The organism is Micromonospora desertarenae (assembly GCF_056150265.1).
Genome location: NZ_JAXCFQ010000013.1, coordinates 58871 through 84236, shown reverse-complemented (window position 1 = coordinate 84236; position 25366 = coordinate 58871). Strand labels below are relative to the sequence as shown.

Here is a 25366-nt window from a genome sequence, read left to right as displayed (position 1 = left end):
GCCGTCCGGCTCGCCGGAGCGGTCGCCGGCGGGCCGGCAACCGCCGGCGGTCACCCCGACGCCCCCGTCAGCAGCCCGGCGACGGCGTCGGCCGCGGCCGGGTGTGCGGCCACCAGCGCCGCCGCGGGCCCGGCGGCCGGCGCGGCATCCTGCCGCCACCCGTCGGCGCAGCCGAGCAGCGCGGCCACCGCGTCCACCGCCTCCGGGTGCCCGACGAGCAGCGCGGTCGCCGGGCCGGTCGGGGCCGACCGTACGGCCGGCGCCGGCTGGCCGGCGGCCCGCCACGGCGGCACCCAGGCGTCCAGCGCGGCCAGGCCGCCGGGGAAGGTGCGTTCGGCCTCGCGGACCAGCCGGGGCACCAGGTCCGGCCCCTGGTCCCGCAACGTGGTGATCAGGGTGGGCAGCCAGGGCAGCAGCACCGGATCCGGCAGCCGGGCGAACGCCGTCGACATCGTCTCGACCACGAACGGCGCCAGCCCCGGCGCCGGCTCCAGCGCGTGCACGAAGCCGGACAGGTACTGCGGGAACGCCGGCACCACCAGTGGGTTCGCCAGCAGCTCGGCGCAGCGGTCCCGCAGCTCGGCCAGCGGCAGCAGGCCGAGCTGGTGGCGGGACGCCCAGAGCAGCGCGACCTTCGCCGGCGCCTCCGGATGGGACTGGGCGACCGCCAGCTCCAGCTGGGACCGGTCGCAGCCCAGCGACAGCGCGAGGCTCTCCATCCCGAACAGGAAGCCCAGCATCGCGCCGACCTGCCGGACCCCGGTCGCCTCGTCCACGAACGCGGTCGGCAGCAGCGTGCAGTAGTGCGCGTACCCGGTGGTCACGAACGCCTCGCACCAGGCCGGCAGCCGCGCCGCGGTGGTCCGGTGGTGGGCCAGCAGCCGGCGGATGCGCCGCAGCACCTCGGGGGCGTCGTCCACGGTGCGTTCGGCGGAGAGCAGCTCCACGGCCCGCGCGCCCAGCTCGTCGACCAGGCGCGGACTGTCGAGCAGCCGGATGGCGTCCTCGACGGCGGCGAGCGCGGTGGCGGCGGTCGCGTCGGGCCCTCGGACGCAGCGGCGCAGCCGCTGCTCGAGAACCTGTTCGACGGTGACGCCCTCGTAGCCCAGCTCGATGAGCGCGCGCTGGTGACGCCCCAGCGCCAGGTCCCAGCTCTCCTGCGGCGACCGGTGGCCCAACCGCCGCTCGCCCATGATCGGGCGGACCGCGTCGGCGGGCAGCAGGTGCCGCAGCATCCAGAGCAGGTCCGAGCAGGCCGGCAGCGCCGGGTCCGCGCGCAGGTCGAGCAGGGCCCGCTGCACGGTCCGCTTCTCCAGGTCCAGCCCGAGGGGGCGGAGGCGGTCGAGCACGTCGCGGGCCAGCGGGGGCAGCGAGTCGTAGCCGACCTGCCCGATCCGGTCGCCGCCGAGCAGGATCTCGCAGAGCCGCCGGACGTCCCGGCGGCCCGGCACGACGTCCTTCTCGATGCAGGTGACCGCGGCGTCGGCGAAGTCGTACGGGGTGGGCCGGGCCCGGTTGCGCAGCCCGGCGAGCAGGATCGAGGTCTCGAACACGGCGATCGCGTCGGCGGTGCTGGCCAGGTAGCCGTTGCGCCGGGCCAGCCGGACGATGTCGACGCACCAGCCGCGCAGCTCCGCCTCGTCCAGCTCGTCCAGCACCGGGGGCGCGGCCAGGAAGCCGGTGAGCCGGTCGGCGACCGGTGTGGCGGGCGCCGGGGCTACCGCCGCCCGCCCGCGGCGGCTGCGCTTCGTGCCGCCCTGCTGGCCGTCGAGCCGGAACGGGACCAGGCCGCCGCGGCTCAGCGCCGTCGTCCAGGCCGCCGCGGCGATCGAGACCGAGCCGGGGGCCAGGCCGAACTGCGCCTCGATCGCGGAGTGGCTGGACGGGATCAGGCCGTACCGCCACCTGGTGGCGGTGCGCGGGCTGATCGCGAAGTCCGGCGCGGTCGAGTCGAGGCCGAACTGCTCGACCCGGCTCGCCGCGTGGAACGCACCGCACACGTAGAGGCAGTCGGCCGGGTCGGCGCCGGACGCGGCCAGGTGCTGCCGGATCCGGGTCCACATGTAGCGTTCCCGGTCCTCGTCGCGGTCCAGCCGGTCCGCGGCGGTGGGCCGCAGCCGCCGGAAGAGGCTGCCGATGAGCACCATCACCTGCCGGTAGGTGTCGTGGTCGGCGGTGGCCAGCGGGCGCTCGACGTACTGGTCCCACCACTCCGACCAGTGCCGCACCTTGCCGTGGTGCAGCAGGTACGCCTCCAGCTCCGCGAACCGGGGCCGCAGGTCGCCGATCTCCACGCCGACCGCGTCGCCGTGCAGCGCCGCCTCCTCGGCCGGCTCCGCGCCCACCGTCGCCTCGCCCGGCGGCCCCGCCGGGGTGGAGCCCGCCTCCCCCGGGCGGGGCGTCCACTGGAAGACGTGGTCGGTGGAGCGGTCCACCAGCACCAGCTCCACCCCGGGGGTGTCCAGGGCGTACGCGATGGCCTGGTATTCCGCGGACGCCTCGGTGATCGGGGCGACGACGCTGAGCGGGGCCCACTCGGCGGGGAAGTCCGCCAGCTCGGTGGCGAACGCCTGCACGGCCACCGGGAGGCGGCAGTTGCGCAGCTCGGTCAGCAGCGGCTGGAGATCCTCGCACAGCTCCAGGTAGACGACCTTCGGCTGCTTGGCCCGCAGCCGCCGGAGCATCGCCAGCGCGGAGGCCGGTGAGTGGTGGCACACCGGGAAGATCTCCAGCCGCTCGCCGAGGGCCCGGTCGACGTCGTCGACCATGCCGGCCAGGATGCCGGCCAGCGCGTCGGGGGAGTCGGCGAAGGCGGCGGCCGCGTCGGCGAGCCGCTCGCGCAGCGCGCCGAACAGGCCGGCGTCGGTGGGTGCGGTCACGACAGCGACGCGATCGCCTGGCGGCCGCCGTCGAGGAAGCCCGCCCAGTCGCCGCCGTCCTGCTTGGCCCGCGGTTCCACGACCCCGTGCAGGTACTTGTTGAGGATGGCCAGGTCCTCCGGGCTGCGCCGGGCGAGGGAGCCCATCAGCGATCCGGCGAGGATCTCCGGGCGCAGGGCACGGTCGCCGAAGAACTGGCTGTGCAGGATGGCGTCCTCCAGCACCCCGATCTGCTCGGCGGTGGACAGCGCCGACTCCAGCTTCTCGTCGTCGCTGGTCGCCGAGGCGGCCGCGGCCCGCAGGTCGGCGAAGCTCTGCAGCAGGATGTCCAGCAGGGTGGGCGGCACGTCCAGGTCGATGTGGTGCCGGCGCAGCAGCTCCTCGGTACGGAACCGGACGATCTCCGCCTCGCTGCGCTTGTTGGTCACCACCGGGATCCGGACGAAGTTGAACCGCCGCTTCAGCGCCGAGGACAGGTCGTTGACGCCCCGGTCCCGGCTGTTCGCGGTGGCGATGATCGAGAAGCCGGGCTTGGCGAAGACGATGTTGTCCCGGTCCAGCTCCGGAATGGAGATGTACTTCTCGGACAGGATCGAGATCAGCGCGTCCTGCACGTCGCTGGTGGACCGGGTCAGCTCCTCGAAGCGGCCGACGACACCCTGCTCCATCGCGGTCATGATCGGCGACGGGATCATCGACTCGCGGGACTGGCCCCGGGCGATGACCATTGACACGTTCCACGAGTACTTGATGTGGTCCTCGGTGGTGCCGGCGGTGCCCTGCACGACCAGCGTGGAGTTGCGGCAGATCGCGGCGGCCAGCAGCTCGGCCAGCCAGCTCTTGCCGGTGCCCGGGTCGCCGATCAGCAGCAGCCCCCGGTCGGAGGCGAGGGTGACGATGGCGCGCTCGACGAAGCTGCGGTCGCCGAACCACTTCTGCGGGATCTCCCGGTCGAGGCCGTCGGCCCGTTCCGAGCCGAGGACGAACAGTCGCACCATCCGCGGGCTCAGCCGCCACGAGAACGGCTTCGGGCCGGTGTCGACCGACTCCAGCCAGTCGAGCTCGTCGGCGTACTTGACCTCGGCGGGGGCACGCAGCATGTCGGACATGAGGGGTTGGTCTCCTAGGTGAGGAAGCTCTTGAGCTCGAAGACGAGTTTGCGGATGTGGCCGGAGATGACCGGGGTGCCCAGGTCCTTGAAGCGCTGCCGGAACCAGGGGTTGACGCTCTGCTGCCCGGAGCTGTTCACCGAGCCGACCGGGATGAACCGCACCCCGGAGCGGTGCACGGCCTCGATCCCGTCGAACAGCGGCTGCGACCGTCCGAACTCGTAGAAGTCCGAGATCCACACCAGCACGGTGTTCTTCGGCTCGACGATCTTCGGCCGGGCCATCGCCATCGCGACCGGCCCGTCGTTGCCGCCGCCGAGATTGGTGCGCAGCAGCACCTCGAACGGGTCGTGCACCCACGGGGTCAGGTCCAGCGCCCGGGTGTCGTACGCGATCAGGTGCACGTCCACCTTGGGCAGCCCGGCGAAGATGGACGCCAGGATGGTGCAGTTGACCATCGAGTCGACCATCGACCCGGACTGGTCCACCACCACGATGAGCCGGGCCGGGGTGGTGCGGCGGGCGGTCTGCCGGTAGTAGAGCCGGTCGACGTAGAGCCGCTGGTCCTCCGGGCTCCAGTTGGTCAGGTTCTGCCAGATGGTGCGGTCCAGGTCGAGGTTGCGGAACACCCGCTTCGGCGGCACCGAGCGGTCGACGGTGCCGACGCTGGTCTGCTCCACCTGGGTCCGCAGCACCTCGGCGACCTCGTCGACGTAGCGGCGGATCAGCGCCTTCGCGTTGGCCAGCGCCACCCCGGACAGGTTCGCCTTGTCCCGCAGCAGCTGCTCGATCAGCGACATGCTGGGGGTGAGCTTGCTCGCCAGCTTCGGGTCGGCCAGCACCTCCCGCAGGTGCATCCGCCGGACCAGGTCGCCCTCCAACCCGGCGAGCGCGGTGCCCAGCTCGCCGCCCTGCCGGCGCAGTTCACCGGGCGCCGCGCCGAGCGCCTGCTCGAACCAGCCGGCGTCGGACTGCCAACGGGCGAGCTGGCCGGCGCTGACCGACCCGGAGCCGGTGGCGAAGACGTTGAGCAGCAGCTTCGACACCAGCGCCGCCCGGCGTACCTCGGCCGGGCCGGGCTCGGCGGGGCCGGCGGCGGGCTCGCCGCCGCCCGTGAGCAGGCCGCGCAGCTCGTCGGCGAGCGCCGGGAAGCGCTGGACCACCGTGTCGACGGAGACCGCCGGGTCGAGCAGCGCGGCCGGCAGGCCGAGATCCTCGACGACGGCCATGCTCGCCGACTCCAGACCGGGCTGCTCGTCGGGGCTGAACAGCCGGGCCAGCAGCCGCCAGTAGAGGACCTGGCGGCGGTTCTCGTCGTTGCGCTCAAGCTCTGTCATCGGCGCAGCAACCGTCCCGCGCGCTCGCGCAGCACCGCCACGGCGTCACCCGCCTTCGCCTCGGCCTTCGCGATCTTCGGGTCGGTGACCCCGTCCGCCCAGTCGCCGTTGTGCGCCTCGGCCACCTGCCGCTTGCTGGTGAACCGCACGCCGAGGGGTTGCAGGAGCCAGCGGCCGTCGTCCCAGCGCAGCAGGCCGAGGCAGGCCGTCGCGGCGGCGACCCGGTCCCGGGTGAGCGGGCCGCTGGCCGGCAGCCGGTCCACGGTCACCGGGACCCGCTCGCCGTCGAGATCGAGGACGAGCCCGCCGTCGTCGCGCACCGCGGCGCCCTCGACCAGCACCGGTTCGGCGATCGCGGCCGGGTGGCGGTCCAGCGGCGGCGTCGACGCAGCGGTCGCCGACGCGAGCAGTACCCGCGCGGTCGCGAACGGGTCGGTCGGCTCGCCCAACTCGGCCCGCGTGTCGTCCCAGCGCAGGTCGCCGCCGTGCAGCGGCAGGTCGGTGACCGTCACGGCCCGCCGCCCGGCCAGCGCCCGCAGCAGCGTGGGCTGGCCCGGGAAGAGCCGCCAGATCGCCGGCCCGACGATGGTGGCCACCTTCGCGGCGCCCACCGTGGCCCGGACCAGTCGTGGCGTCCCGCCGCCGGCCGGTTCGAGCACGGCGTGCAGCCCCACCTGTACGGCGGTGTCGTGCTCGTGGACGTCCACGCCGAGCGGCAGCAACCGCCCGGAGACCAGCTCGACGTCCGCCGCCGGCCCGGCCGGCGCGCCCTGGGTGAGCAGCATGCCGCGCGCCCACAGGTCGGCCCAGCGCCGGACCGGCGCCTGCGGCATCGCCGCCACCGGTACGCACGCCCGCAGCTCGGCGGCGAGACCGTCGAGCAGCACGGCGAGCCGACGCGACCCGGGCTCGGCCAGCGCGGCTTCCACCGGCGCCGCGGCACCCGAGACCAGCTCGTGGTCGACGCCGCGCCAACCGGTGAGCGCCACCTCGTGCAGCCAGGCCCGCGCCGCCAGCCGGGCGGGGGAGACCTCCGTCGCGCCGGCGGCCGCTCCGGGCCACGGTGACCGGTCCCGCCCGAGTACCCCGTCGAGCTGCCCGAGCAGGGCGTCGTGCGCCGCGCCCAGCAGGGCCGACCGCGCCCCGGCCAGCACGGCGAGGTGCTCCTCGGCCACCGAGCCGGCGGTCACCTTGCCGACCGCCTCCGCCACCCGCGCACCGAGCGGGGTGCCGGCCACCGCGTCGGCCAGCGCCGCCAGCGCGGCGGCGTCCTCCTCGCCGATCCGGGCGAAGCCCCGGGTCAGCACGGCGTCGAAGCCGGCGACCACGTCGAGGGCCTCGGTCAGCCCCGCCGGCACGTCGGTGCGCAGCCGGGTCACCTGGTGCGCCAGCATCAGCCCACCGCCGCGCTCGCCGGGAACCACTGCAACTCGGGCAGCGGCGCGGTGCTCTCCGGCACCTCCAGGTAGGCCAGGTGGTGCAGGAAGCGGCTGAACACCACCGCCGCCGGGCTCGGCTCGTGCCGGGGATCCATCCGGGCGAACAGCTCCGCGCCGGTGTCCACCCCGTCACCGACGTCCACCCGCAGGTAGCGGGCGACCGGCTCGACGCCGTACTGGATGATCGCCTCGTCGGCCAGCGCGTGCAGGTGCTTGCAGGGGTTGCCCCGCAGCCCGCCGCAGGGCCGGTTGTTGTTGGTGCTGCAGTGGTACGCGTGGGTGCCGGCGGCCACCGACGAGACGTACACCCGCTCGATGTCGGAACCGCTGGACACCACGCCCTGCAGGCGCCCGTCGGCCAACTCGACGAAGGGCACCTTGGCCAGCTTGCGCGCCCGGGCGGGTGGCACCACCCGCAGCACGCTTCGTCGTCGCCACGAGGCTTCGACCGCCTCCGTCATCTCCGACCTCCCCGCCGGAGACCGGCTGCGGGCACGATGCTGCCCACGCCGGCCCACATCCGTGCCGCTGTGACGACAGGGATCATGGACCATCGGTACGACAACGCCGCCACCGCCGGTCCCGTGCGGTGCGGGGCGGCGGTCGGTCGTACTCGGCCGCCGGCACCGGACCCGCCGGGCCCGGCGATCGGGAGCGCGTCGCGGGGAGCGCGGCCACCCCGGGGCGTACCCCGTCAGGCGCGGAGGTTGCCCGCCGTGACGCTCATCGGGCCGGCGCGGACACCTCCACGGCCGCGGCGGCGACGACTGCCCGGTCGCCGTCGTGCTGGAGGTAGCCGATTACCGACGCCTGCCGGCGGTCGAGGTCGGGCGGCACCGCCAGCTCCACCCGTCCCCGCTCGCTGTCGAGCCGGGCCGACCGGAAGGCGCGTACCACGTTGTCCTGCCGCAGCGTCCGTCCGGCGTTCTCACCCCGGGCGACGTCGCTCGCCAGGCCGCGCTCCACCACCGCCACGTTCAGCACCGCCGGCTCCGCGGTGCCGGGGGTCTGGTAGTCCACCACCACCCGGCCGCCGTCGGGGGAGTCCTCGACCGACAGTACGAGCGGCGCGCCGGGCGCCGCCGTCAGGGCGGACGCGATCGCGTCCGCCGCCCGCCGTCGGTCGGACCCGACGAACTCGACGGTGCCGTTGACGACCATCTGCGGGGTGTACAGCCGTCCGGAGCCGAGGGCCCGGGCGTACGCCTCCTGCCGCCTGGTGTACGCCGCGTCGGCGAACGGGTCGGGCCAGCCGAGGTAGTCCCAGTAGTCGACGTGGAAGCCGAGGGCGAAGACCGGTAGTGCCCGCTCCCGGGCGTCGCGCTCGATGTCGGTCAGCACCTCCTCGGCCGGTGGACAGCTCGAGCAGCCCTGCGAGGTGAACAGCTCCACGACGGCGAAGCCGCCGTCCGCGCGGGCGTCGTCCGACCCGGTGCGCGATGGGTCCGTCATGGGCCGCCTCCTCCGTCCGTGCCGGTCGCGGCACCCCGATTCCCGTTACGACCGCGACCATGCCTGACCCCGCTTGCCGCGGAGGTCGGTGGTGCCCGGCCCGACGACCTCTGACCCGCGCGACCGTTCGCTTCCCGCGGTCCGACTCCGGACGGCCCGTCGTCGCTCGCTGACCGCGACGAACGGGCCGTTCCGGCGTTCCCGGCCGGATACCGGTCGGCTCGGTCGAAGGGCGGCCAGGAATCGGACGACCGGAGCGTGGCGCTGGCCGTCGACTGGTTCTCGGCCGAGCTGCGGCGGCTCGTCCCTGCGCGATGCCGACCCGGGCGGTGCGCCGGGGCGGTGCCGGCGCACCGGGCGCCGGCGGTCATGACCGGCTGGCGGTGAGCAGCAGCGGAGTGCCGATCCCCTGCCGGGCGCTCAGGTCGGCGAGGAACGCGCCCAGCCAGCCGAGCGCGTCCAGCGACCACTCGGCGAGCGTCCCGTGGAAGGTCGCCCGGTGCCGGGACGGGCCGTTCCAGAAGCCGTCGTCGAACGGGGGCCGCCGGGTCAGCGGGTCGTGGTCGGCCAGCGACAACGACTCGCACCGGAACACGTCCTGGTCCAGCCGGCCCAGCCACTCCCGCATCCGCGGCGCCGCCGAGGGGATGGACGGTGCCTGGCCGCTGTCCAGCGTGACCCGCACCCGCGTCCTCGACCGCGGATCAGCGTCGCGGAACCAGCCGGCGCTGAGCAGCGACGGCATCAACGCGGGCTCCGGACGCGCCGCGGTGGTCAGGCCCTGGACGGGCAGCAACACCTGCACCGCCCGCAACCTCAGGGCGCCGATCCGCGCCACCGCGTCGCCGGCGCAGCGCAGGAACGGCTGCACCGGCAGCGGACGGTCACCGGGCACCGGTTCGGCGCCCACCTGGAACCACGCGACCAGGGACGCCCCGGGTGCGGCGAGCGGGTGATCCTCCCCGGCGTCGTTCATGCCCCACAGGCCAGCCGCCCGGAGAGCCCGGTCGCCGGTGTCCCCGGCCGCCGCGCCGTCGAGCCACCCCATGGCGAGCGACCGCTCGTGGAACAGGAAGTACGGATCCAGCGCGCTGTCCGGGTCGCGCCAGGGATGGCGAGTCAGCTCGCCGTACAGGGCCGCGAACAGGGTGCCCGCCGGTGAGCGGGCACCGGGTGCCAGGCCAGGGCGGGCCGGCTCGTCGCGGCCCGTCAACGGGCTGGCCCAGGTGGCGGTGGCATCCACCGATCCTATGCACCGGGGCGCCCCGTTCGCCCGCGCGTCGACCGCACCGGGTCGGGCCTGCCTCGAACGGGGCAGAGGTCAGCCGCGCCAGCGGTCGTTCACCAGTCCGGGGCGCAGGACGGTGTGCACGAGCGCGCCGGTCCGCCACCACGCGGCCGCCACCGAGGCCCGGGCGACGTCGGCGGTCGCCCGGAACGCTGCGCCGTCCGCGTGGACCTCCTGCCGCGGCGCCGGGGTGGCGGCCGGGTCGTCCAGAGCGCCCGCCCGCGTCACCGGCTCCGCCTCACGCTTCCGGGCCGGTGGCGTCGCCGGAGCGGCGAGGCGGCAACTGGTGGTGGATCACGTCGCCGTTCATCGCCCCGTACGCGGCGGCGCCGGGTGCGCTGGCGCTGATGATCTGCGTCTGCGGGACGGTGCGGGACTCCCCGGACTCGGGCGGCCGCTGCCGGAGCTGCCGGCCGGTGAGGACGACGCCGACCACGCCGACGGCGAGGGCGACCACCGCCACGACCATGCTCACCACGTCGGCGGTGTTCGCCTGGACGTCCAGCGGCTGGCCCAGGAAGACCCGCGTGAGCTCGACGGCCCCGACGGACAGGCCGGCGAGGCCGACCACCGCCGCGACGACCGCCCCCCACCGGATTCTCCGCCTCGCACGGCTGTCCATCGCACCCTCCGCCCCGCGGTTGCCCGACCGCCGACGCTCGACGCCGGGGAACCTCCACAGTGCAGCACGCGTCGGCAAATCACCATCTCCTGACGTGTTCGCGGCAGTCGCCGGCATCCGTCGTCGGGGGGCGCGGAATGCCCACGGCGGATCCACCCCGGGCCGCCGGCCCGGTTCGCGCCCGCCCCGGCCGTCCGCCCTGGTGCGTCCGCCGTCCGGGCTCCACCGTCCGGCACGGTTGGTTCGGGGTCGCCGCGCGGGCATCCGGAGTCATCGATACCTCGGCGCGGCGGGCCCGGCCCGTCCTAGGCTCTGAGACGCCAGGACAGTCGCCCGAGGGAGCCTCATGCCGACCGACGCCATCGACCTGCTCGTCGAGGATCACCGCAAGATCCGCGGGTTGTTCCAGGAATTCCAGGACGCCGGATCCGACACGCGCAGGCGCGGCCAGGTGGTCAACCAGATCATCGAGGCCCTGACCGTGCACACCTACGTCGAGAACGAGTGCGTGTACCCCGAGGCGCGCCGGCTGCTGCCCGACCTCAACGAGACGGTGCTGGAGTCCTACGAGGAGCACCACGTCGCCGATGTGCTCAGCTTCGAACTCGCCATGATGAGCCCCGACGACGAGCACTTCGAAGCCAAGACCATGGTCCTGATCGAGGTGGTCACCCACCACATCGAGGAGGAGGAACAGGAGTGGTTCCCCAAGCTTCGGGCCGGTGTCGGCGCTGACCAGTTGCAGGCGCTCGGTGCGCGGCTGGCCGACATGATGAAGAACGCGCCCCGCAAGCCGACCGCTCCCCGCGCGCTGAAGAAGGCCATCGACGCGGTGCGGGCCTGAGGGCTTCCCGGCCGCCGCCCGCGGGCTGACGCGCGGCGGCCCCGGCCGCACCGGCGGCCGCGCGAGTGACGGCGAGGCGTCCCGGCGTACGGGAAAGAGCGGGCCCCGGGCGCGCCACACCCCTGTCCTGCGGCGCACCCGGGGCACCGATCCCCCGGTCAGCCCAGATCGACCCGGATCAGGTTGACGCCCCGGGTGGTGAAGAGGCTGCGCACGCCGTCGGTGACCACCTCCGGGGCGCCGAACCAGTTCTGGTTGAGCCCTTCGGCGAGCACGCTCGGCGTCGGCTCCCGGCGGCTGACCCGGACCGTCCACAGCCGGCCCCCGTCGGTGCCGAAGATCCGGTCGTCGATCACCGCCAGCTTCCCGCCGACCGTGCCGACGTCGACCCGCCAGAGCACCTCCCGGGTGCGCGGATCCAGGGCGAACAGCTCGCCGTCACGGGTCACGCCGACCAGCACCCGGCCGATCAGCTTGAGGTCGACGATCACCCCCGCCGCGGTCGGCTCGACGAGCCAGGCCAGCCGCTCGGTGCGGTAGTCGAAGTAGCCGAGTTTCGCCCGGCTGGTCGTCGGGGTGGTGCCGTAGCCGTTGATGATGCTGCCGCCCAGGAACACGCCGTGCGGGTCGGGGCAGACGGCCTGCACGGTCTGGTCCGGCAGGATCCCCCGCCAGCTGCGGAACCGCTGGCCGTCCCAGATGTTGAGGGCGCCCTCCCAGCGGCCGTAATCCGGCTCGGTGGACATCAGCACCAGGCCCCGGCGCGGGTCGACGGTCAACGACGTGGGCCGGGTCTGCTCCTGGCCCGCGTCGACCCGCGCCACCTCGGTCACCTCCCGGCCGCCGGTGGGCAGGGTGAGGTAGCGGGCCAGGGTGTAGACGCCCATGTGCACGACGCCGCCGTACGCCTCCATGTCCTTGGCCTCACCGCCGAAGGGCACCCGGTAGCTGGGGAAGGCGGGGTCGACCTCGGTGGAGACGACCTGCACGCCGAGCGTGCCCCCGACGACGATCCGGTCCCCGGCGTGGCAGAGCGACATCGGCCGCTCCGGGGTCGGGGCGAGGTCCGGGGAACTCATGTCCAGCGCCTCGGTGGCGCGGGTGTCCAGGTCGTAGAGGATCCCGCCGGCGCCCTGCACGGCCCAGAGCCGGCCGTCGTCGAGGAAACCGAGCCGCACGTTCGACGCCTCCGCCACCGGCACCCCGACCAGCGTCGGCGCGCTGTCGCCGAGCCGGAAGCGGTAGAGCGACCCGCTCGGGCGGGTGGTGTAGAAGATCTCGTCACCCCGGCTGGTGATGCCGACCACGAACGAGTCGTTCGGGGTCTTGAGGATCTGGTGGCGGCTGTGGTCCCGGGTGTCGACCACCAGGACCTCGGCGGTGGGCGAGATGCCCACCACGAGGTGGTCGCCGGCCAGGTGACAGACCGCCCCGAAGGTGCGGTCGCGCAGTTCGGCCGGGAGGATGTCGGTCCGGGTGCCGCTGGCCCGGTCGTAGGCGACCAGCCCGGCGTGGGAGCCGATGCCGCAGTAGACGGTGGTGTCGGTGGCCACCAGGTCGCGGACGTAGGTCTCGTCGGGGTCCATCCGGCCGTGGTCGGTGGCGCGGCCGGTCGCCGGGTCGTACTCCCAGAGTCGGGCGGAGGGGTAGGTGCCGACGAAGACCTTGCCGTCGGGCGAGGCCTTGGTGGTCCAGCCGACCTCCTCGCGGAGGTCGAGCACCTGGGTCACGTCGAGGGTGCGGGTGTCCACCCGGAACAGCAGGCCGGGGGAGTACGAGGAGACGAAGACGTCCGTGCCGACAGCGTCGATGCCCCAGATGCCGGGCACGCCGGGAATGAGCGCGGTCTTGGTGATCCGGCGCTCGGTCAGGTCGTACGCGGCGACCCGGGTGGGCAGGATCTGGCGGGTGGCGAACCAGATCTCGTTGCCGACCCGGACGCCGTTGCCGAAGTTGAGTACCCGGGAGGCCGGGCCGAGGTCGCTGATCGCCACGCGGAGCGGGTCGGCGAGGTCGTCAGCGGCTGCGGCGTGGGCCGCCCGGGGGAATACGGCTCCTGCCGTTACTGCGCCGATACCGGCGAGGACGGCTCGTCGCGAGAGACTTCCCGACATCGTGCATCCTTCCGACTGGTCGGTCCTGAGGACGCCCGTAGCTGTGAATATTACGGCCAGGACCGTTATCGGAGGACCCTAGAGCAGGCGGATACCGTCGTCAACGGTCCACGGCCGACGGACGGCCGTCCGCGCACCGCCCCCACGGGCCGTGCGCGGGCTTTCCGGGGCGGCCGGCTCCGGCCGGTCAGCGGAAGCCGAACAACGGCGGGAAGAGCAGGACCACCACCCAGGCCCAGACGGCGTACACCGGCAGGTAGCCGGTCTGCCAGCGTTCGATCGCCGAGAACGGGGTGCGGCGCCGGACGAAGCCCAGCACCAGCCACGCGGACCAGGCGAGATTGACCAGCAGGATGACGTTCTCGCCGAGGGCCGCCGCCTTGTTGGGCGTGGTGCCGTACTCGGTGATGCGCCCGGTGATCTCCAGTAGCACCAGCACGTCGATGACCAGGGCGCTGACCACGAGGGCGAACTGCAGCTTGTCGAAGAGGCCGGGTGGGGCCAGCGGGTCGCGGGCGGAGATCGAGTAGAGCAGCAACCCCAGCACCACGACCAGCAGGAGGTTGAACAGGATCAGCGCTTCCCGCTCCACGTTGATGCCGGTCCCGCTGCCGCCGAGGGCGGCGAGGAAGGCCAGCAGCACGGCGGTGAACAGCGGGGTGAACAGCCGCGTCAGCACCGGGGCGATGTTCTCGACCACGCTCTGCTTGGCCTCGACGAGCCAACCGGCCACCACCACCGCGGCGGCCGCGCCGCAGGGCAGCAGCCACCGCGAGACGAAGCCCTCCGGCGAGATCCCGATGGCCTCGAAGGTGCCGAACACGAAAGCGGTCAGCACCCCGCCGCCGAGGGCGATGAGGACGTAGTAGATGAAGCACTCGCCGGTGAACCGGATGAAGTCCATCCGTCGGCGTGACGAGCGCGGGTCGTCGGCCACGTACGCCAGTCCGACCACGAGCCAGAGCGCGATGGGGAGGTGGATGCCGGTCAGGACCACCGACTGGGAGTCCTCCGCGAGGGAATAGGCGTTGGCCGCCACCGCGCCGACCGCGAAGAGCGCGACCAGCGCCCCGATCAGCGCCCTGCTGGCGTGCCGGCGCCAGGCCAGGAACGCCGCCAGCCAGGGCAGGGTGAACAGGCTGAGGTTGGTCGCGTAGAAGGCGCCGTCGCGCTCGAAGCTCATCCCGAACAGCTCCGGGACCTTGACGGAGGCCGCCGCGCCCGCCGCGCAGACGACCACCGCGAGCAAGTCGCGCCGGCCCCGGGCGGTCACCACCGGACCGTCCGTCCCGCCGGTCAGCACCAGTTGTTTCCAGAGCCGCTCCGAGTGCTCCCGGGCGAACTCGCGGGACAGGTCGTTCAGGCTGCCCATGCGCTTGACGGCGACCAGAAACGCCTCGTCGGGCCGAAGGCCGATGGCCATCAGCTCGTCGACCGAGCCCCGGAGGTGGTCCTCGAGTTCGTCGGCGTCGGACCGTTGCAGCTCCGAGCGGCGTTCCACGTGCTGCCGCCACTGGGCGAACTGGGCCTCCAGTCCGCTCTGGCCGTCCATGGCTGTCATGCCGGGCCCTCCAGCGGGATCGCGGTGAACGGCCGGATCTCACCGGAGCCGCGCCAGACCTGCTTGAGCGCGCCCACGACGGTGTCCCACTGGCGGCGTTGCTCGGCGAGCTCGGCCAGGCCGCTCCTGGTGATGCGGTAGTACTTGCGCCGTCGCTCCCCGGCGACGGACTGCCAGCTCGACTCGACGTGCCCGAGGCGCTCCAGCCGGTGCAGCAGTGGGTAGAGCAGTCCCTCGGTCCAGTCCAGTTCGCCACCGGAGAGTTCGTTGATGCGTCGCAGGATGGCGTAGCCGTAGCTCTCGCCCTCGGCCAGGATGCCCAGCACCATCGGCGTCGCCGAGGCGGCGACGAGATCCTTGGTGACCCGCACGAGACCTCCCCGCACCAAACCCTAGAACTCTGATGCATAGTAGTTCTAGGTATCGTCCGGGCGCAACGAGTTCGGACGCCTTCCGACCGCTACCGGCTCACCCCTGATCCTGGCCGGCCTCCACTGTGGGATCATGGCGGCTCACATGCGCGATCTTGAGCGCCGGAGCATCTGGAGGAACGTGTGCGTGGACCAGCGCGTCGACTGGCCATCTCGATTCTCGCCGCGACCGTCGCGGCGGTGACGCTCGCGTCGCCGGCGCAGGCCGCGACGAACCCGTTCACCGCGGCACAGGCCTGCAACAACGACTTCGGTGGCTCCTGGGCCTACGCCAGTGACGGCCACCGGTCGATCTACGCGTCGGACGGCACCAAGGTGGGCGACGTCTACCTGATGTACAACAGCGCCAGCGGGTACAACTGCGTCGCCACCCTCAAGCGGGTGGCCGTCGGTTCGACGACCGGGGTTCGCGCCGGCATCCGGGTGGAGGGCGGCTCCTGGGTCCGGGACTCCGGGAACTTCAAGTACTACGCCGCGATCCAGCGCTCGGCCCGGGACACGTGCGTGATGTACGAGGGTGAGGTGCTGTACTTCACCAGCTGGCAGGGCGCCGGCCGGTACAGCTGGGGCAACTGCGGCTGAGCCACCGGGAAACCGGGACCCTGCCGGCGTGCGGGTGCCCTCCCACCGGGAGGCGGGAGCCGACGTGGCCTCCGTCGACGGCCGGGAGGGCGTCCGCCGGTGCGCATCGGCGCACGGTCACCACGACGACGGGAGCATCATGAGCCAGCCGAGCCGCCGGGCCCGCGACCTGGGCGTCGTCGTCGGAGCGCTGCCCACCGGGCCGCACAACGCGATCACCGACGTCGCCGGGATCCTGGTCGGGCACCGCACCATCGACGACGGGGCCGGCCTGCACACCGGTGTCACCGCCGTCGTACCGAGCCAGCTCGGCCCCGGGCGGTGGACCCTGCCGGCCGCTGTCCACACCGGCAACGGCCACGGGAAGCTCGTCGGCTCCACCCAGGTGGACGAGTTCGGCGTCCTGGAGTCGCCGATCGTCCTGACCGCCACGCTGTCGGTGTTCCGGGCCGCCGACGCCCTGCTCGGCTACCTGATGGACCGCCGGCCGGACGGGCTGTCGTTCAACCCCCTGGTCGGCGAGACCAACGACGGGCACCTGTCGGACATCCGCCGCCGCCCGGTCGGTGTGGAACACGTGCTGGCGGCCGTCACCGAAGCGTCCGCCGGCCCGCCCGCCGAGGGCTGCGTCGGGGCCGGCGCCGGCACCACGGCGCTCGGCTACAAGGCCGGCATCGGCACCTCGTCCCGGGCGGTCCGGGTGGCCGGCCGCCCGGCGACCGTCGGCGCCCTCGTCCAGGCCAACTTCGGTGGAGTGCTGACCGTGCTCGGCGTCCCGCTGCCGGTGGAGGAGTTGGTCCCGGACGCCGACCGGACCGAACCACCCGGCAACTCGTGCATGATCGTGGTGGCCACCGACGTGCCGCTGGACGCCCGGCAGCTCGGCCGGCTCGCCCGGCGGGCGGTCTTCGCGATGGGCCGGGTCGGCGCGGGGTACAGCAACGGCAGTGGCGACTACGCGATCGCGGTCAGCACGGCCCCGCCCGACCAGCCGCCGATCCCCGACGCAGAGATCAACCCGGTCTTCGCCGCCGTAATGGACTCCGTCGAGGAGGCCCTGCTCAACTCGCTCTTCGCCGCCGTCACCACCACCGGTGTCGGCGGTCGCACCAGCCACGCCGTCCCGCACCGGGAGGTGGTCCGCCGGCTGTCGGCGGCGGGCCGGCTGGCCGCGCCCGCCTGATCCGGGCCGGCACCACGGCGGCACGCCCGGCCGCCGCGGATGCGCGATCCCGTAGCCCGTGCGCCGCGGTCGTCGTCGCGGGCGCCACCGCCGAGGAGCACGCGGCACCCGGCCGGGAACCGGGGGCGGGCGCTGGAGTCGACGAGGAACGAGCCCGGCCGGAGTTCTCGCCGAGTGCCTCACCGATCTCCGCCGGCCGCGGGCGCCGGTATTGTCGCTGCCGATTAGCACGGTCGCGGCGGGCGGTACCGCTGGCGCCGGTCGCCGCGACGAATACCGCTAATGGGAGCGGAGGAACGGAGGGCTGCGACATTTGTCGCCGCTTCTCGGTCGGTCCTCGCCGCCACGGCTGCTCCCGATCGGTGAGCCCGCCGACGGCGTGGCCGCCGGCCGCCGGCGACGCGGGTGTCGGCCGAGAACCGCAGTCCCGCATACTGCATCCACAATGGATGCACCGCCCGCCGGGGAAAGGGTAAAAGTCAAGTTATTTGCGCGTCATATCCGAATATGTGCGCGTCGGCGACGGGTGACAGATCCGCTGAGTCTCACCAAGTGGACCGCATAGGAATTGTTGGACATCAACCCGACCATCGCGCGAGAATCGCCCCGAACCGGTGATCGACCGGGAGGGGGCGGGCGTTGATGAGGCGGGCCGACATCGACGTCGTCAAACTTCCAACGCTTTCCGTGCCGCGGTTCGTCGGGCGGGACCGCGAACTCGCCACGCTCGGTGAGGCGCTCGACCGGCCGCCGGCGGTGGTGCTGCTCGACGGGGAGGCCGGCATCGGCAAGACCCGGCTGCTGCGGGAGTTCCTGGCTTCCTCGGCCGAGCGGACCCGCCCCGAGCCGCGCCGGCCGGACGGGCGCGCCGGGCCGCGTGGGCGGCGCGCGCTGGTCGGGGCCTGCCCGCCGCTGCGCGAGCCGTACACGCTCGGCGCGGTGGTGGACGCGGTGCGCGAGGGCGTCGGCAGCGTGTCCGGGCTGCGGCTCAGCGGCCTGGCCGGCGCGCTGCGCCCGCTGTTCCCCGAGTGGGCCGCCGACCTGCCGCCGGCGCCGGAGCCGCTGGAGGACGCGACAGCGGCCCGGCACCGGCTGTTCCGGGCCTTCGTCGAGTTGCTCAGCCGGCTGGACGTGGCGGTGCTGGCCCTGGAGGACGTGCACTGGGCCGACGAGGCGACCCTGGAGTTCCTGCTGTTCCTCGTCTCCCGCCGACCGCAGCCGGTGAGCGTGGTGCTCACCTACCGGCCGGAAGAGTTGCCGCCGGATTCGCTGCTGTTGCGGCTCTCCTCCCGGTTGCCGGCCGACGCGCACCTGGTCAGGCTGACACTGAAGCCACTGGGGGTCGACGAGACCGCCGCGATCGTCTCCTCGATGCTCGCCGACGAGCACGTCTCGGCCGAGTTCGCGGCCTTCCTGCACACCCGCACCGAGGGCGTACCGCTGGCGGTGGAGGAGTCGGTGCGGTTGATGCACGACCGGGCCGACCTGATCCGCCAGGACGGTGCGTGGGCCCGCCGCCGGCTGGACCACATCGAGGTGCCGCCCACCATCCGCGACGCCGTGCTGGAACGCGTCGGGCGGCTGCGCCCCGACACCCGCTGCGTCCTCTACGCGGCCGCGGTGCTCGCCGATCCGGCCGACTACGCGATCCTGCACGCGGTGACCGGGCTGCCCGACGCCCGGGCCGGTGCCCAGGTGGCCGAGGCGCTGGGCTGCGGCCTGCTGCGCGAGGACGGGCGCGGGCAGTGGTCGTTCCGGCACTCGCTGGCGTGCCGGGCCGTCTACGAGGCCATCCCGGTCCAGGAGCGGCGGGTCCTGCACCTGCGCGCGGGGCGGGCGCTGGCGGAGTCGGCGGTGCCGCCGGTAGCGCAGCTGGCCCGGCACTTCCGGGAGGCCGGCGAGGTCGAGGCGGCGTGCGGGTACACCGAGCAGGCGGCCGACCTGTCCACGCAGTCCGGTGACGTGGCCACCTCGGCCCTGCTGCTGCACAACCTGGTGACCACGGTGGCGCTGCCCGCCGAGCCGCTGGTGCGGCTCGTCACGAAGATCCAGTTCCAGTCCCTGCCCGGTGCCGACCCGTACTCGAAGGTCATCGAATCGCTGCGGACCGCCCTGCGGGCCCGGGCGCTGACGCCGGAACAGCAGGCGCTGGTCCGCTTCCAGCTCGGCCGGGTGCTGATGGTGGCCGGCGCCATGGAGGCGGGCCGGCTCGAGATCGCGGAGGCGCTGCCGTACCTCTCGCCGGACTCGCTGGAGGCGGCGCGGGCCCGGATCTTCCTCGCCATACCCCTGGGCGACGCGCGGCCGGCCGCCGAGCACCTGCGGTGGCTCTACGAGGCGCCCGCCGTGGCGCCGTCGATCGCGCCCCACGAACGGCTGCGGCTGTTCCTGGAACGCGCATTCGCGCTGCTCATGCTCGGTGAGGAGGCCGGGTGGACCGAGGCCCGGCGGATTCCGGACGACACCGCCAGCCCGCGGGAGGCGGCGCTGCTGGCGATCGGCCAGACGAACGTCGCCGAGGCGGCGATGCGGTGGGGCCGGTACGAGGAGGCCAGGGCGCGGCTGGCCAGGGCGCTGGCCCTCGCCGACAGCCACCAGTTCCTCGGCCACCTCGGCAGCATCGCCTCGACCCGGACCCACCTGGACTGGTTCACGGGCGCCTGGGACGGGCTGGCCGACCGGGCGGCGGCGCTGGTCGGCGACGACGACGGGGTACGGCACAAGGACCGGTGCGAGGCCGCCCTCGTGGCGGGGCTGATGCAGCTCGCCGCCGGAGAACGGGCGGAAGCCGAACAGCGGCTGCGCTTCGCCGGGGGCGACGACCAGCAACGCATCGAGGCCGCCGCCGCGCTGGCACAGCTCTACCTGCGCGACGGTGACGTCGACGAGGCGCTGCGGATCACCGAGGAGCCGGCCGACATCGCCATCCGCAGTGGTATCTGGCCCCGGGCCACCGAGATCGCCCCGGTACGCGTGGCGGCGCTGGCGGTCGCCGGCCGGCTCGGTCACGCCACCGACCTGGCGGCCGCGTTCGCGCGGGCCGTCGGCGACAAGGACGCCCCGGCGCCGCAGGCGTCCCTGGTGGGGTGCCGGGCGATCCTGGCCGAAGCCGGCGGTCAGCCGGCCCGCGCCGCGGCGCTCTACGCCCGGGCGGCAGCCGCGTGGCAGGCCATGCCGCGCCCGTACGACGCCCTGCTGGCCCGGGAGCACCAGGCCCGCTGCCTGGTCGCCGCCGGCCGGCGCGACGCCGGCCTGACGATGCTCTCCGAGGTCTCGCGGGCGTTGTCGGCACTCGGCGCGCACAACGACGCCGAGCGGGTGGTCCGGTTCCTGCACGAGCACGGGTGGGGCGCCCCGGTGGCACGCGGGCGTGGCCGGCCGGGTTACGGCAACCAGCTCTCCCCGCGTGAGCTGGAGGTGGCTCGCCTGCTGGTGGGCGGCCGGACCAACCGGCAGATCGCCGACGCGCTGGTGGTGTCGACGCAGACGGTGGCCAGCCAGCTGAAGTCCGCCATGCGGAAGCTGCGCGTGACGTCGCGGACGGCCCTCGCGATCCGGGTCGTGGAGCTGGGTCTGGTCGAGCAGGGCCGGCCGCCGGCGGGCGACGAATAAATTCGTCGAGCTCGCCGGTCACGACGAAACAGCGCCCGAGCGAGCGACGGATTTAAATACCGCGTTTGACCAATCGAGCCGGCGGCGGGGCCGATCCCACACTTTTCCCCATGCTGCCCACCGATCCGCCGACGCCCGAACCGGCCGGTGTCCCCGCCGAGCCGGCCCGTCGTGCGAAGGACGACCTGGCACCGGCAGGACCGCCGGAGACCCCGGCAGACGCACCGACCGCCGAGGGGGCGGCCGGTGCCGACGTGGCTGGCGAGTACGAACCGCTCTAGCGAGGAGGCCCATGGCCGGACCCTGATCGCCCACGACCGCGCCGTCCCACCCGGACCGCGCCCGACCCGACCCGGCTCGCCCGGCCACAAGCCGTGGCGGGCACCGAGGCGCCGGACGACGTCCCGCGCCCACCCGCACACCCCCGCACATCTGTAACCGCAGAATGGCAGGAGCTGAGAGATGAGGCGAAGCCCGGCAACAAGGCGTCTCGGGCGACGCTTGGGCGCGGCGACCGCTGGTCTGGCCATCTTCGCGATGGTCGTGTCGACCACGGCGGCGCACGCGTCCGAGCCGATCCGGCAGGCGCCGATGCCCGAGGTCCCGCAGAAGAAGAACGTGACCGTGACCGCCAACGACGACCTGCTGCGGGTCGTCGCCGCGTCCGGCGCGACCCTCCCGCTGACGCTGGTCACCGGCGACAAGGTGTACGTCGGCATCAACGCCGCCGGCAAGCCGGTCGTCCGGGACATCGAGAGCGTCCCCCGGCCCGACGGATCCGACGTCGTGTTCCACACCCTCACCCGGATGGGCAGCGTGTACGTCGTGCCCAACGACGCCCTCTCGTTGCTCGGCAACGGAGTGCTCGACTGGGGGCTGTTCGACCTGACCAAGCTGGCGACGCTCGTCGCGTCGGGCCGGGTCGGCGAGGTGCCGGTGCTGGTCACCTACACCGGCAAGGCCGCGGCCGAGCAGGCGCGCAGGGTCGCCGGGGCGACCGACGGCAAGGCGCTGCGGAGCATCAACGGCCGCTCGATGGCCATCGCCGGCGACGGCCGCTGGTGGCAGGACGTGCGGGGCAAGACCGCCCCCGGCGCCGCCGCCGCCCGGGCCGCCGGTTCCCTGACCGGCGTGAAGAAGGTGTGGCTGAACGAGCTGGCCCGGATCAGCCTGGAGTCCTCCGTACCGCAGATCGGCGCGAACATCGCCTGGAGCCGCGGGTACGACGGCACCGGCGTGTCGGTGGCGGTGCTGGACAGCGGCATCGACCCCAACCACCCGGACGTGGCCGGCAGGATCGTCGAGCAGATCGACTTCAGCGGCAACCCCCAGGGCCCCCGGGACGGGCACGGACACGGCACCCACGTGGCGGCCACCATCCTGGGCACCGGAGCGGCGTCCGACGGGCTGCGCAAGGGCGTCGCCCCCGGCGCCCAGCTGCGGGTCGGCAAGATCTGCAACGACGGCGGGTCCTGCGCCCTCGACGCGATCATCGCGGGTATGGAGTGGGCCGCCCACTCCGGCGCCAAGGTGGTCAACATGAGCATCGGTGGCAGCGCCACCGATGGGACCGACCCGATGAGCGAGTCGCTCAACCAGCTCAGCCGCGACACCGGAACGCTGTTCGTGGTCGCGGCCGGCAACAACGGCCCGCAGAGCGGGACGGTCAGCGCCCCGGGCGCCGCCGACGAGGCCCTGACCGTGGCGGCGGTCGACAAGGAGGACGCGATGGCCGACTTCTCCAGCCGCGGTCCCCGGGTCGGCGACGGCGCCGCCAAGCCGGACATCGCGGCTCCGGGCGTCGCCATCGTCGCGGCCCGCGCCGCCGGCACGGCGATGGGCACCGTGGTGGACGAGCACTACACCACCGCCAGCGGCACCTCGATGGCCACCCCGCACGTGGCCGGCGCCGCGGCCCTCATCGCCCAGCAGCACCCGGGCATGACCGGCCAGGAGATCAAGGCGTTGCTGATGGGCACCGCCACCGACCTGGGGCACGACGTGTACGCCCAGGGCGTCGGCCGGGTCAACGTCGGCACCGCGGTCGACCCGACGATCATCGCGGCCGGGAACCTCAGCTTCGGTCGGCTGGCCTACCCGCACTCGCCGCAGGTCAAGAAGGTCACGTACACCAACCACACCGACCAGCCGATCACGTTGAAGCTCACCACGTCGATCTCCTCCGGCGACCGGCCCGCTCCGGCCGGCCTGTTCACCCTCAGCGGCGACGAGGTGGTCGTGCCTGGCAACGGATCGGCCGAGGTGGCGGTCACCGTCGACGGCCGGGTGCTCGGCACGGACGGGGTCTTCGGGCGCTACACCGGCCTGCTGAACGCCCACGACGCGACGGGCACGCTGCGGGCGACCACCCGGGTCAACACCTTCCTGGAGCCCGAGCGGTTCGCGCTGACCGTGAACGTCGTCCCGCCCACGGGCGCCACCACCGTCCGGTACGGCAACGCCGTCTTCCTGCCGGTCGACGACCAGGTGCTGCTGCACGACGGCCCGGTCGGCATGGACGGCGCGGAGACCATGACGGCGCCGCTCTTCGGTGGCGTCTACTCGGCCGCCGTCGCGGTGGAGTGGCAGGACCGGGCCGGCGAGTGGCACACCGCCATCCCGGCGGTGGCGGAGGTGCGGCTGACCAAGGCCACCACTGTCACGCTGGACCTGCGCAAGGCCAAGCCGGTGCGGGTGCAGGCGCCCGTGGCGACCGAGACGTACGACGCGTACAGCTACTTCGAGCGGCTCTCGGCGACCGGCGCGTGGGGGATGACGGCGGAGCTCCGGGCCGGATACGGCGCCGACGAGCCGAACTGGTGGGCGCTGCCGACCGGCAAGGTGCGCACCGGCACCCTCGCCCACGACACCTACGGCGTGCTCACCACGCCGACGGTCACCATGCGGGTGGTCGGTGCCGGTCCCACCTTCGGCCTGCCCGCCCGCTACCACACCCCGGACGCCTCGATCCCCGTCGGGCAGCAGCAGTGGCAGGAGAACGAGACGACGGCCGGCCGGGACATCAGCGTCGCGGTTCCCCGGCTGCCGACCCGCGGGACGGTGCCGGTGGTCCACGCGGGCACCGGGTCCGCCGCCGACCTCGCCACGGTCGACGCCCGGGGCAAGCTGGTGCTGCTCACGCCGACCGACATCTGCGAGACGACCTGTGACTTCCCGCGCCTGCGGGACGAGCGGGTCGCGGCGGCCGCCACGGCCGGCGCCGTCGGTGTACTGGTCGCGGCACCGGGCCTCACCTCGCTGGGCGCCGTTCCCGCGCAGAGCACCCAGTGCGCGGACGGGCCGCAGAGCTGCCCGGCCGTGCAGCCGTACGCCGCGCTGCCGATCGTGTCCGTGCCGTACGCCGAGGCGGACCGCCTGATCAGGCGGCTCACGGCCGGCTCGCGCAACGTCCAGGTCGTGCTCGGTGGCAGCGTCACCCCGACGGTCTACAGCGCCGCGTTCGGCACCGACGGCCAGATCCCGTCGAACCTGCCGTACCGGGCCAGGACGAGGGACTTCGACCGGGTCGACCACTACTTCCACGCCGACCGGCCCGGCGAGGTCACCGACCTCACCTGGCTGCAGCAGGCGAAGTCCGGTGCGGCCGGGTACGCCCTGAACCTGCCGCTCACCACCACCCAACAGACCCTGACCACGTTCGTGAAGCGGCAGGGCGACGCCATCAACCGCTACGGCACCGGGTGGGCCGAGCACGCCGGAGCCGGCATTCTCGGTGCCGGCGGCAGCGAGACGCAGGACGTGGTCCTCGGCGGCCGGAACAAGCTGCACTGGAACACGGGGCCGACCGTGCCGGGGGCGGTGCCGCAGGTGCGGACCAGGTCCGGCTTCACGGTCGAGACCGGCATGCTCTGCTCGGGTTGCCGGCAGGGTGACACCTTCTACCCGACCTTCTATCTCACCGGCAGCGGCGGGGCCCGCCAGGCGATGATCGGCATCGTCAACGACACCGGTATCGCGGAGGTCTACTTCGGATCTCCGGCCTGCGAGGCGCCAGCCTGTGACTTCAGGCTGCTCGACCAGTCCGGCGACGAGATCGAGCGTCGCCTGCAGCGGGTCACGTTCGGTTTCGGCAGCACCGGCAACACGCCGGATTCCATCCTCGGGGGTCGGCGATGACCGTCGACACCGGTAAGGAGACCAACGCGATGAACACGAGTGTGCCGTCGTCGCGGCGCCGGAAGGGGACCGTCGCGGCGCTGGTGACCGCGGCTGTGTTCGCCCTCGGCTGCTCCGTCGGCGGGGACGTCGTCGGCTACGACCTGCCGGCGGAATCGGCCCGGTACACGTTCGAGGCGGAGACCAACGGGGTCAGGACGGTGTGGGAGTACACCTCCGACAAGCCGACCGAGGGGGACTCCCCGGAGTCGCAGCCGTGCATGGGCGACGTGCTCGGCGGCAACGAGAGCGCCTGCCGGCCGGAGCCGCTGATCTTCCTGCGGTACGACCTCGGTCTGGCCCTGGACAACACGGCCCGGGCCGGGCGCGCCCACCGGATCACGGTGGTCGGCTACTACCAGGAACGGCTCACCGCCCCGCCCACGGTGACCACGCTGCGGGTCGAGGCCAGCTTCGACGGTGGCCAGAGCTGGCACCCGGCGACCACCCGGGCCGCCGGTAGGAACACCTTCACCGCGGAGATCAAGCACCCGAACCGGGAGCAGGCCGCCGAGGGCGTCGGGCTGCGGATCACCGCGACCGACAGCGGGGGCAACACGGTGAAGCAGACCCTTCCCACCGCGTACCGGCTGCGCTGACGGGCGCTGCCGAACGGGTGAACCCGGGTCGCGGCCGGGGCGGGCGAGAACTCCCGCCCCGGCCGCACGCCGTGTCCACATCGGTCGCCGGTCCGACCGGCCCGGGCCCGGACCGGGCCGGTCGGCCGCGACAGGCGT

General features: G+C 73.7%; 18 protein-coding genes. 6 read left to right on the top strand and 12 right to left on the bottom strand.

What is annotated here, in order from left to right; translation table 11 throughout:
• Positions 1-50: 50 nt before the first annotated feature.
• The 9 genes from SM577_RS24435 to SM577_RS24395 form a co-directional block, all read right to left on the bottom strand.
• Positions 51-2879, bottom strand: coding sequence for a DUF5682 family protein (locus tag SM577_RS24435; RefSeq protein WP_474588061.1), 2829 nt, complete (start codon positions 2877-2879; stop codon positions 51-53).
• Positions 2876-3988, bottom strand: coding sequence for an ATP-binding protein (locus tag SM577_RS24430; protein ID WP_302920037.1), 1113 nt, complete (start codon positions 3986-3988; stop codon positions 2876-2878). The genes SM577_RS24435 and SM577_RS24430 overlap by 4 nt, the downstream gene beginning before the upstream one ends.
• A gap of 14 nt (positions 3989-4002) precedes the next feature.
• Entirely contained in the window at positions 4003-5325 is a 1323-nt protein-coding gene (locus SM577_RS24425) for a VWA domain-containing protein (protein ID WP_474581374.1), read from the bottom strand.
• On the bottom strand, positions 5322-6719 hold the full coding sequence (locus SM577_RS24420) for a hypothetical protein (protein WP_474588060.1): 1398 nt from the start codon (positions 6717-6719) through the stop codon (positions 5322-5324). Before SM577_RS24420 ends, SM577_RS24425 begins: the two co-directional genes overlap by 4 nt.
• Positions 6719-7186 carry a hypothetical protein gene (locus tag SM577_RS24415; RefSeq protein ID WP_302920426.1) on the bottom strand — a complete coding sequence of 156 codons (468 nt, stop codon included), beginning with the start codon at positions 7184-7186 and terminating at the stop codon, positions 6719-6721. The genes SM577_RS24420 and SM577_RS24415 overlap by 1 nt, the downstream gene beginning before the upstream one ends.
• Positions 7187-7487: 301 nt before the next feature.
• Entirely contained in the window at positions 7488-8216 is a 729-nt protein-coding gene (locus SM577_RS24410) for a DUF1223 domain-containing protein (RefSeq protein ID WP_302920034.1), read from the bottom strand.
• A 367-nt stretch (positions 8217-8583) separates the two neighbouring features.
• Positions 8584-9459 carry a hypothetical protein gene (locus SM577_RS24405; protein ID WP_474588059.1) on the bottom strand — a complete coding sequence of 292 codons (876 nt, stop codon included), beginning with the start codon at positions 9457-9459 and terminating at the stop codon, positions 8584-8586.
• 78 nt (positions 9460-9537) lie between these two features.
• On the bottom strand, positions 9538-9732 hold the full coding sequence (locus SM577_RS24400; RefSeq protein WP_474581378.1) for a hypothetical protein: 195 nt from the start codon (positions 9730-9732) through the stop codon (positions 9538-9540).
• 10 nt (positions 9733-9742) lie between these two features.
• Positions 9743-10126: a hypothetical protein gene (locus SM577_RS24395; RefSeq protein WP_302920031.1), complete on the bottom strand. Its 384-nt coding sequence runs from the start codon at positions 10124-10126 to the stop codon at positions 9743-9745.
• A gap of 346 nt (positions 10127-10472) precedes the next feature.
• On the opposite strand from SM577_RS24395, the gene SM577_RS24390 reads away from it, so the two are divergent.
• Entirely contained in the window at positions 10473-10970 is a 498-nt protein-coding gene (locus tag SM577_RS24390) for a hemerythrin domain-containing protein (RefSeq protein WP_302920030.1), read from the top strand.
• A 158-nt stretch (positions 10971-11128) separates the two neighbouring features.
• Here the strand turns inward: SM577_RS24390 and SM577_RS24385 are convergent, their stop codons facing one another.
• The 3 genes from SM577_RS24385 to SM577_RS24375 form a co-directional block, all read right to left on the bottom strand.
• Positions 11129-12964: an NHL repeat-containing protein gene (locus SM577_RS24385; RefSeq protein ID WP_302920029.1), complete on the bottom strand. Its 1836-nt coding sequence runs from the start codon at positions 12962-12964 to the stop codon at positions 11129-11131.
• 307 nt (positions 12965-13271) lie between these two features.
• Positions 13272-14645: a permease prefix domain 1-containing protein gene (locus tag SM577_RS24380; RefSeq protein ID WP_474588058.1), complete on the bottom strand. Its 1374-nt coding sequence runs from the start codon at positions 14643-14645 to the stop codon at positions 13272-13274.
• Positions 14642-15016 carry a PadR family transcriptional regulator gene (locus SM577_RS24375; RefSeq protein ID WP_302920027.1) on the bottom strand — a complete coding sequence of 125 codons (375 nt, stop codon included), beginning with the start codon at positions 15014-15016 and terminating at the stop codon, positions 14642-14644. The genes SM577_RS24380 and SM577_RS24375 overlap by 4 nt, the downstream gene beginning before the upstream one ends.
• A 183-nt stretch (positions 15017-15199) precedes the next feature.
• Between SM577_RS24375 and SM577_RS24370 the strand changes: the two genes are divergently transcribed.
• The 5 genes from SM577_RS24370 (at position 15200) to SM577_RS24350 (ending at position 25228) form a co-directional block, all read left to right on the top strand.
• On the top strand, positions 15200-15658 hold the full coding sequence (locus SM577_RS24370) for a hypothetical protein (protein ID WP_302920026.1): 459 nt from the start codon (positions 15200-15202) through the stop codon (positions 15656-15658).
• Between the two features lie 28 nt (positions 15659-15686).
• Positions 15687-16841 (top strand): P1 family peptidase, encoded by a 1155-nt coding sequence (locus SM577_RS24365; protein ID WP_474588057.1) that lies wholly within the window; start codon positions 15687-15689, stop codon positions 16839-16841.
• Between the two features lie 687 nt (positions 16842-17528).
• On the top strand, positions 17529-20453 hold the full coding sequence (locus SM577_RS24360) for a helix-turn-helix transcriptional regulator (RefSeq protein WP_474588056.1): 2925 nt from the start codon (positions 17529-17531) through the stop codon (positions 20451-20453).
• Positions 20454-20990: 537 nt separating this feature from the next.
• Positions 20991-24590 (top strand): S8 family peptidase, encoded by a 3600-nt coding sequence (locus SM577_RS24355; protein WP_474588055.1) that lies wholly within the window; start codon positions 20991-20993, stop codon positions 24588-24590.
• Positions 24587-25228 carry a hypothetical protein gene (locus SM577_RS24350; protein WP_474588054.1) on the top strand — a complete coding sequence of 214 codons (642 nt, stop codon included), beginning with the start codon at positions 24587-24589 and terminating at the stop codon, positions 25226-25228. The genes SM577_RS24355 and SM577_RS24350 overlap by 4 nt, the downstream gene beginning before the upstream one ends.
• Positions 25229-25366: the final 138 nt, after the last annotated feature.

What these genes read in the sequence shown, in the direction of transcription:
- SM577_RS24430 (WP_302920037.1), bottom strand. Translation starts at nt 3,988, where the DNA reads ATGTCCGACATGCTGCGTGCCCCCGCCGAGGTCAAGTACGCCGACGAG.
- SM577_RS24425 (WP_474581374.1), bottom strand. Translation starts at nt 5,325, where the DNA reads ATGACAGAGCTTGAGCGCAACGACGAGAACCGCCGCCAGGTCCTCTAC.
- SM577_RS24420 (WP_474588060.1), bottom strand. Translation starts at nt 6,719, where the DNA reads ATGCTGGCGCACCAGGTGACCCGGCTGCGCACCGACGTGCCGGCGGGG.
- SM577_RS24410 (WP_302920034.1), bottom strand. Translation starts at nt 8,216, where the DNA reads ATGACGGACCCATCGCGCACCGGGTCGGACGACGCCCGCGCGGACGGC.
- SM577_RS24395 (WP_302920031.1), bottom strand. Translation starts at nt 10,126, where the DNA reads ATGGACAGCCGTGCGAGGCGGAGAATCCGGTGGGGGGCGGTCGTCGCG.
- SM577_RS24390 (WP_302920030.1), top strand. Translation starts at nt 10,473, where the DNA reads ATGCCGACCGACGCCATCGACCTGCTCGTCGAGGATCACCGCAAGATC.
- SM577_RS24380 (WP_474588058.1), bottom strand. Translation starts at nt 14,645, where the DNA reads ATGACAGCCATGGACGGCCAGAGCGGACTGGAGGCCCAGTTCGCCCAG.
- SM577_RS24355 (WP_474588055.1), top strand. Translation starts at nt 20,991, where the DNA reads ATGGTCGTGTCGACCACGGCGGCGCACGCGTCCGAGCCGATCCGGCAG.
- SM577_RS24350 (WP_474588054.1), top strand. Translation starts at nt 24,587, where the DNA reads ATGACCGTCGACACCGGTAAGGAGACCAACGCGATGAACACGAGTGTG.